Annotated in this window: 7 protein-coding genes; 3 read left to right on the top strand and 4 right to left on the bottom strand. The window is 72.7% G+C overall.

Annotated elements, in window-relative coordinates; genetic code table 11:
* Positions 1–907 (bottom strand): hypothetical protein (locus ABT336_RS19610; RefSeq protein ID WP_350898059.1); only part of this gene is annotated, 907 nt, incomplete at its 3' end.
* 101 nt (positions 908–1,008) lie between these two features.
* Between ABT336_RS19610 and cofD the strand changes: the two genes are divergently transcribed.
* Both cofD and ABT336_RS19600 read left to right on the top strand, forming a co-directional pair.
* Complete coding sequence (gene cofD / locus ABT336_RS19605; protein WP_350898058.1) at positions 1,009–1,989, top strand: 2-phospho-L-lactate transferase; 981 nt, start codon at positions 1,009–1,011, stop codon at positions 1,987–1,989.
* The gene (locus tag ABT336_RS19600) at positions 1,986–3,086 is read left to right on the top strand and encodes a coenzyme F420-0:L-glutamate ligase (RefSeq protein WP_350898057.1); all 1,101 of its coding nucleotides are present in this window, start codon (positions 1,986–1,988) and stop codon (positions 3,084–3,086) included. The genes cofD and ABT336_RS19600 overlap by 4 nt, the downstream gene beginning before the upstream one ends.
* Before the next feature lie 48 nt (positions 3,087–3,134).
* On the opposite strand, the gene ABT336_RS19595 is transcribed toward ABT336_RS19600, so the two are convergent.
* Both ABT336_RS19595 and ABT336_RS19590 read right to left on the bottom strand, forming a co-directional pair.
* A complete protein-coding gene (locus ABT336_RS19595) occupies positions 3,135–4,226 on the bottom strand; it encodes a mannose-1-phosphate guanylyltransferase (protein ID WP_350898056.1) in 1,092 nt (363 codons plus the stop codon).
* Positions 4,227–4,289: 63 nt separating this feature from the next.
* Positions 4,290–5,435 (bottom strand): glycosyltransferase family 4 protein, encoded by a 1,146-nt coding sequence (locus ABT336_RS19590; protein ID WP_350898055.1) that lies wholly within the window; start codon positions 5,433–5,435, stop codon positions 4,290–4,292.
* Between the two features lie 196 nt (positions 5,436–5,631).
* Between ABT336_RS19590 and ABT336_RS19585 the strand changes: the two genes are divergently transcribed.
* Entirely contained in the window at positions 5,632–6,318 is a 687-nt protein-coding gene (locus ABT336_RS19585; protein ID WP_350898054.1) for a TIGR03089 family protein, read from the top strand.
* A gap of 63 nt (positions 6,319–6,381) precedes the next feature.
* Here ABT336_RS19585 and ABT336_RS19580 read toward each other — a convergent pair whose 3' ends face one another.
* A complete protein-coding gene (locus tag ABT336_RS19580; protein WP_350898053.1) occupies positions 6,382–8,352 on the bottom strand; it encodes an acetoacetate--CoA ligase in 1,971 nt (656 codons plus the stop codon).
* Between the last annotated feature and the right edge of the window lie 7 nt (positions 8,353–8,359).

Raw genomic sequence — 8,359 nt, 5'->3', positions numbered from 1 at the left:
CCGGCCCGGCCGGGGTGGCCGCCTGCGCACCCGGGGTCGGGGCGGGGGAGCCGAACGGCGGTGCCGACTGCGGCTGCGGCGCGGCGAACGGGGACGGCTGGGCACCGAACGGCGGCGCGGACTGGGGAGCGCCGAACGGCGGCGCGGACTGCGGCGGGGAGTGCTGGGCACCGAACGGCGGAGCCGACTGGGGAGCGCCGAACGGCGGCGCGGACTGCGGTGCGGACTGCTGGCCGCCGAAGGGGGGTCCGGAGTGCTGCGAGGACGGCTGGGCACCGAAGGGCGGAGCCGAGGCGGGGTTCGCGGACTGCGGGTAGCCGTACTGGCCGGCCTGCGGGTATCCGCCCTGCTGACCGGGGTTCGGGTAACCCCCGGGCTGCTGCGGCCAACCGGGCTGGGGCTGGCCGTACATGCCGGGCTGTGAGACCGGCTTCGGGAACAGGGTGCGCCAGATCTGGTAGACCAGGAACGCCGCGAACCCGAACAGGGCCAGCCAGGCGACCCGGCCGAGAACCCCGAGCAGCGCGTTGAGCACGTCTGCGGCGGCCAACCGACCCACCGTCCAGATCAGGAAGGTCAACGCGCCGAGGACCGCGCCGAACGCGTACTGCCCGAGCGCCGCCTGGATGATCAGTTTGGCCTTCGGCACCACCGGCTGCACGTGCGTGGCCAGGAGCACCGCGAGCAGCGGCAGGACGGTGGCCTCCAGCCCGATGAAGCTGCCGTAGGTGCTGCCGGCGCGGGTGGTGAAGTCCCCGTGGCTCGGGGCGAGCAACCTGATCAGGCCGATGAACAGCAGCACCGCGTTCGCGCCGAGGAGCACGAATGCGCCGATTTCGCGGAGTGGCTTGGTCGCTTGACTGGCCTGCGGCGCGTCCGGTGACGCGGGCTCGGCGGGGCTGTTCACGAGCTCCCCCTCGAAGGGTGTTGATGGACGGTTGCGGACGTGAGCCTAGTCTCTGCGGGCGACCCCGAGCCCATGGCGTCTCGTAGGCGAGGATGGGAACCATGCACATCGTGGTTCTGGCCGGCGGCATCGGCGGGGCGAGGTTCCTGGTCGGGGTCCGGGCGTACGCGCGCGCCGTCGGCGCCGAGGTGACCGCCGTGGTCAACGTCGGCGACGACCTGCGCCTGCACGGACTGAAGGTCTGCCCCGACCTGGACAGCGTCATGTACACCCTGGGGGGCGGGGCGGACCCGGACCGGGGTTGGGGTCGGGTCGCCGAGACCTGGACCGTCAAGTCGGAGCTGGCGGCGTACGGCGCGGAGCCCACCTGGTTCGGCCTGGGCGATCGGGACATCGCGACGCACCTGGTCCGGACCACCATGCTCGACGCCGGGTACCCCCTGCACGCTGTCACCGAGGCGCTGGCCGCCCGGTGGCAGCCGGGGGTACGGGTGCTGCCGGCGACCGACGACCGGCTGGAGACGCACGCGGTGGTCAGCGGGGCGGGTCACGACGTCGACGCCCCGCCGACCTCCACCGCCGAGCAGCGGGCCATCCACTTCCAGGAGTGGTGGGTGCGGTACCGGGCCCGGATCGACACCCACCGGTTCGTCTTCGTCGGGGCGGACACGGCGACCCCGGCCCCCGGGGTCCTGGAGGCGGTCGGCTCCGCCGACGTGGTGCTGGTCGCGCCGAGCAACCCGGTGGTCAGCATCGCCCCGGTGCTGGCCGTACCCGGGCTTCGGCAGGCGCTCGTCGAGGCCCCGGGGCGGGTGGTGGGGATCTCACCGATCATCGGGGGTGCCCCGGTCCGGGGGATGGCCGACCGCTGTCTGGAGGTGCTGGGGGTGGAGTGCAGCGCCGCCGGGGTCGGTCGCCTCTACGGCAGTCGCCGCACCGGTGGTCTGCTCGACGGATGGCTGGTCGCCGAGGAGGATGCGGCGACTGTGGTACCGGAGGTGACTGTTCGCGCGGCACCTCTGCGGATGACCGACGAGGCCGCGACGACGGCGATGGTACGGGCGGCATTGGAGCTGACGTGAGACTGGAAATCCTGCCGGTGCTCGGCATCGGCGACGTGTCCGAGGGCGACGACCTGGCGGCACTGATCGGCAACGCCGCTCCCTGGCTGCGCGACGGGGACGTCCTGGTGGTCACCAGCAAGATCATCTCGAAGGCGGAGGGACGGCTCGTCGACGTGCCCGCCGACGGCCCGGAACGGCTCGCCGCCAGGGACGAGGTGCTGGCTGCGGAGACGGTCCGGGTGGTGGCCAGCCGGGGGGCGACCAGGATCGTGCAGACGCACCACGGTTTCGTGATGGCAGCCGCCGGGATCGACGCGTCGAACGTCGCCAAGACCCAGCTCGTGCTGCTCCCCCGGGACCCGGACGCCTCGGCCCGGACGCTCCGGACCGAACTGAGGGACCGGTACGACGTCGAGGTCGCCGTCATCGTCAGCGACACCATGGGGCGGCCGTGGCGCAACGGGTTGACCGACGTGGCGCTCGGGGTGGCCGGGATGTCTGCGCTGCGCGACCACCGGGGTGAGGTCGACCCGTACGGCAACGAGTTGAGCCTGACCCAGATGGCGGTGGTGGACGAACTGGCCGGCGCGGCCGAGCTGGTCAAGGGCAAGTGCGACCAGGTGCCGGTGGCGGTGGTCAGGGGTTACCTTCCTGCGGCCGACGGGGACGACGGACCGGGTGCGGCGACCCTGGTCCGGGACGCCTCGCTCGACCTGTTCTCCCTCGGCACCGCCGAGGCGACGGCCGTCGGGCTGCGGGCGGCCGCCACCCTGCCGGACCGGCAGACGGTCCCGGCCGACCCGGAGCAGGCGGCCGACCCGGCGGCGGTCCGGCGGGCGATCGCCACGGTGGCCGAGGTGGTCGCGCCGGGAACCACCTTCACCCTCGTCGACGACGAGGTACGCGCCACGCTGGTCGCCACCATGCCGCAGTGGCCGACCGGTGCTACCGGACTGGTGCTGGCCTCCCCGGCCGACCCGACCTCCCCCGCCGCCCTGGTCCGGTTCGGGGCGGACGTGCAGCGGCTCCGCACCGCCCTGGCCGCCGAGTCGGTGGCGTCCGTACCGCTGCCGCCGCCGGTGGACGGCACCGCCGTCGCCGCCCTCGCCCTCTGATCAGCCCCGGTCGGGCCGACCGGTGTCGACCGGTCGGCCCCGGGGTCCTCAGACGAGGTTCTCCTCGCCCCGTTCCTTCAACTCGTCGACGAGCGCCTTGACGTCCTGGGCCCGGTCCCGGGGGCAGACCAGGACCGCGTCGGCGGTGTCCACCACGATCACGTCGTGCAGGCCGAGGACGCTCACCAGGCGCCCGGACTGCGGCACCAGCACCAGGCCGGTGCTGTCCTTGATCAGGACTCCGGGCTTGCCCTCGGCACCGAGGACGACGTTGCCGTCGGCGTCGGCGGGGAGGACGTCGCCGAGGGTGTGGAAGTCCCCCACGTCGTTCCAGCCGAAGTCGCCGGGGACGGTGGCCACCCGACCGGCCTCCGCCGCGCCCTCCATCACCGCGTAGTCGACGGAGATCTTCGGCAGGGTGGGCCAGACGGTGCCCAGGACCTCGTCCTGCTCCGGGGTGCCCCAGGCGGCGGCGATCGCGGTGATGCCGGTGTAGAGGGCGGGCTGCTGACGGGCCAGTTCGGCCAGGAAGACGTCGACCCGCCAGACGAACATGCTGGCGTTCCAGAGGTGCCGCCCGGAGCGGAGGTACGCCTCGGCCACCTCGGCGGCCGGCTTCTCCTTGAACTCGGCCACCGGCCGGAGTGGACCGACGTCGGTCGGGTCGCCGGTCTCCAGGTAGCCGTACCCGGTCTCCGGGCGGGTCGGGGTGATCCCGACCGTCATCAACAGCCCCTGCTCGGCGCCGCGTACCGCCTCCCGGACGGTCTCCGCCCAGCGTTGCGGGTCCCCGATCAGGTGGTCGGCGGCGAAGGAGCCCATCACCGCCTTCGGGTCGCGCAGCGCGATGACCCCGGCGGCCAGGGCGATGGCGGCACAGGAGTCTCGTGGGGAGGGCTCCACCAGGATGTTCTGCTCGGGCAGCCCGGTCAGCTGTCGGGCCACCGATGCGGCGTGCGCCGCCCCGGTCACCACCAGCGTGCGCTCGGGCGTGGTCAGCGGGGCCAACCGGTCGACAGTCGCCTGGAGCAGCGAGGCCGAGGTGCCGGTGAGCGGGTGGAGGAACTTGGGGTGGCCGGCACGGGACAGCGGCCACAGACGTGTGCCGCTACCCCCCGCCGGAATGACGGCGTAGAGCATCACCACATCATGCCCGAACCGCCACGGGGCGGACGCTTCCTCACGCCGACCGGGATCGAACTCTCAGGAACGGGCCCGACTCCACGCCGCGATGTGCACCTCGGCGCTGGACGCCCAGGTGAACTCCTTCGCCCTGTCGAAACCCGCCTTCGCCAGGGTGAGTCGCCGCTGCTCGTCGTCGAGCAGGGCGGCCAGGTCGGTGGCGATCTGGTCCGGGTCCTCACTGGTGTACGCCACAGCGTCGCCCCCCACCTCGGGAAGGGAGAGCCGGGGGGTGGTGAGGACCGGGGCGGCGCAGGCCATCGCCTCCAGGATCGGCAGACCGAAACCCTCCCCGTAGGACGGGTACGCCGCGACGAGCGCCCCGCCGAGGAAGCCGGGCAGGTCGGCGTAGCGCAGGTAACCGGGGCGCAGCAGGCGCAGGTGCGAGGGGACCTCGGCGACAGCCCTGTCGATCTCGTCGTCGTGCCCCTGTCCCCCGGCGACGACGAGGGCCGGCGGGTCGGCCCGGTCGGTCACCGCCCGAGCCCAGCCCCGGATCAGGTTGGGGACGTTCTTGCGCGGCTCCTTCGCCCCGAGGAAGGCGACGTAGCTGCTCCCGCCCAGCCCGAGCCGGGCCCGGACCCGGGCCTTCTCCTCCTCGCCGGGGGCGTGGAAGGCGGAGTGGTCCACACCGTGGTAGGCGACGTCGATCCGGGTCGGGTCGGCGTCCAGGAGCCGGATCAGCTCGTCCCGGGTGGCCTTGCTCGGCACGATCACCCGGTCGGCCCGGCGCAGGGAGGTCTTGATCGCGCTACGGAAGAAGGTCCGGCGTGACTTGTCGTAATGCTCCGGCTCGGTGAAGAAGGTCGCATCGTGCACGGTGACCGTGACCGGACAACCGGCCCGCAGTGGACAGGTGTAGAACGGCGAGTGCAGAACCTGGGCACCCACCTGCTGCGCGAGCAGTGGCAGGCCGGTCTGCTCCCAGGCCAGTCGGGCGGGCCGGTGGGCGACCGCCGCCGGAGCCGCGATGATCTCCGCCCCCGGCAGCATCCGGCTGTATCGCTCCAGATCGGTACGGAGGCTCACCACCGCCAGGTCCACCCCGGAACCACAGACCTTTCCCAGGGCACCGAGCAGGCCGTCGACGTATCGACCGACGCCCCCACGGTCGGCGGGGACACTTGTGGCGTCGATGAGCACGCGGGGCGGGCGACCGGCGGTCACGGGGCGACTCCTTGCACTTCGTTACTGTCGGGCTGGTACTTCGGCGCTGTCGGAACTCGTACAGCGGCGCTGTGGGGAACGCCACTTCCGAGCAAGCCTACGCCGCTGCCCGGCACCACTGCTGACTGCGACCCGACCGTACGCCGACTTGTCGTTGTCGGTTCTTACGTGGACCGGCGGCGTATCGTTCGCGACGATGGCCGACAACATTGCCCGGGTCTTCGCCGACGCGATCGCACCCGACCCCGCCCGACCCCTACTGACCTGGTACGACGACGCCACCGGCGAGCGGACCGAAATCTCCGGTGCGACAGCCGCCAACTGGGTGGCCAAGACCGCCAACCTCCTCGTCGACGAGGCCGCCGTCACCCACGGTGATCCGGTCGGGGTGCTGTCACCCCCGCACTGGCAGACGGCTGCGGTGCTGCTGGGCTGCTGGGCGGCCGGGACGACGGTGGCCGACTCGCCGGGTCCGGTCGAGGTGCTCTTCGCCGCCGCCGACCGGGTCACCGAGGCCGACGCCTGGCCCGCCGGCGAGCGGTACGCCCTCGCCCTGCACCCCCTCGGCCTCCCGCTGCGGGTGGTGCCGGACGGCTTCGCCGACTACGTGAACGCGGTACGGGTCCACGGGGACCACTTCGGCGGAGCCCCGGCCGGGCCGCAGGACACCGCACTCCTGACCCGCGCCACCGCCCGCGCCGCGCAGCTGGGCATCCCCTCGGGCGGGCGGGTCCTGATCGACACCGCCCGTCATCCGGACCCGGTCGACTGGCTCCTGGCTCCCCTGGTGGCCGGTGCCTCCACCGTCCTCTGCGCCCACCTGGACCCGGAGAAGCTCGCCGCCCGCACCCACACCGAACAGGTCACCCACACCCTCGCCTGACGGTTGCGCCAGCATCCGTCAGGGGGTGGGGCCGCACCCGTCACAGGGTGCGAGAGCACCCCGTCAGGGGGTGGAGCGGCCGGCGGCGAGGGTGGCGAAGGCGGTCAGGGACTCGGGGTTGGCGAGGGCACCCTGTGCCGCCGCAGCGTCGACCGGAGTACCGGTGAGGATCTTCTTGACCGGGACCTCCAGCTTCTTCCCGGAGAGGGTCCGAGGCACCGCGCGGACCTGGTGGATCTCGTCGGGCAGGTGCCGGGGCGAGAGCGAGGTCCGCAGTTCCCTGGCGATGGTGCGGCGCAGCGCGTCGTCGAGCTCCAACCCCGGGGCGAGCACCACGAACAACAACAGCTCCCCCGCGCCGCCCTCGTCGTCCTCCAGGTGGACCACGACCGAGTCGACGACCTGGTCGAGCCCCTCCACCACTGAGTAGAACTCGGCAGTGCCGAGGCGTACCCCGCCCCGGTTCAGGGTGGCGTCGGAACGACCGGTGATCACGCAGCCGCCCCGCTCGTTGATGGTGATCCAGTCGCCGTGCCGCCACACACCCGGATAGAGGTCGAAGTACGCCTCCCGGTAGCGGGTGCCGTCGTGGTCGTTCCAGAACCCGACCGGCATGCTCGGCATCGGTGCGGTGATGACGAGTTCACCAAGCTCACCGACGACCGGTACGCCGTCGGTGCCCCGGGCCTCCACCTTCGCCCCGAGCGCCCGACAGGCGATCTCCCCGGCGTAGACGGGCAGCAGTGGCACCCCGCCGACGAAACCGGTGCAGACATCCGTACCGCCGGAGAGGGACTGGAGCTGGAGGCGGTCGTTGACGGCGGCGTACACCCAGGTGAAGCCCTCTGCGGGCAGCGGGGCGCCGGTCGAGCCCAGGCCGCGCAGCGCGGACAGGTCGGCGACCTCCCTCGGGACCAGACCGGCCTTGCGACAGGCCAGCAGGAACGGCGCCGAGGTGCCGAAGTAGGTGGTCCCGGTCTCCTCGGCCAGCCGCCAGAGCGCCCCCAGGTCCGGGTGGCCGGGGTTGCCGTCGAACAGGACGATCGCCGACCCCACGGCCGGGCCGGAGACCAGGAAGTTCCACATCATCCAGCCGGTGGTGGTGAACCACAGGAACCGGTCGCCGGGGCCCAGGTCGTGGTGCAGGGCGAGCATCTTCAGGTGCTCCAGCAGGATGCCCCCGTGCCCGTGCACGATCGGTTTCGGCAGGCCGGTGGTGCCCGAGGAGTAGAGCACGTAGAGCGGGTGGTCGAAGGGGACCGGGGCGAAGGTCGACGGCTCGTCGGTCTCCGCCGCCAACTCCGCCCAGGACAGCATCCCCTCCGGGGGCTCCCCCGCCGGGTCGAGGTACCCGATCGTCACCGCGTGCGTCAGCGACGGCAGGGCGGCCCGGATCGCGGCCACCTCGCCGCGCCTGTCGATCGGCTTCTCGCCGTACCGGTAGCCGTCCACGGCGACGAGCACCTTCGGCTCGATCTGCTGCCACCTGTCGGTGACGCTGCGGGTGCCGAACTCGGGGGCGCAGGAGGAGAAGATCGCGCCGACGGCGGCGGTCGCCAACAGCAGGACGTACGTCTCGGGGATGTTGGGGGCGTACGCGGCCACCCGGTCGCCCGGTCCGACACCGAGCCGCCGCAGCCCGGCCGCCACCCGGCGGACCCGGTCACGCAGTTCGGCGGCGGTGAGGGTCTCGGGTGCCCGGGTCTGCCCGTGGGCGATCACCACCGGGTCGTCGTCGGCGAGCCCCGGCATCCGCAGGACGTTCTCGGCGTAGTTGAGCCGGGCCCCCGGGAACCACCGGGCACCGGGCATCTCCGCCTCGGCCAGGGCCGAGGTGGGCGCGGTGGCGGCGACGACGTCGAAGTGCTCCCAGATCGACTGCCAGAAGGCGTCCGGATCGGTCACCGACCACTGCCACAGGTCGTCGTACCCGACGAACTCCAGCCCTCGTTCGTCCCGCAGCCAGCGTAGGTACCGACCGATCCGGGACCGTTCCCGTACGTCCGCCGGAGGCGTCCACAGCACGTCACCCACCGCTCAT

Source organism: Micromonospora sp. NPDC000207 (assembly GCF_040300925.1).
GTDB lineage: Bacteria > Actinomycetota > Actinomycetes > Mycobacteriales > Micromonosporaceae > Micromonospora.
Note: the sequence above shows the minus strand (reverse complement) of the source record. Positions and strands in the feature narration are given on the sequence as shown.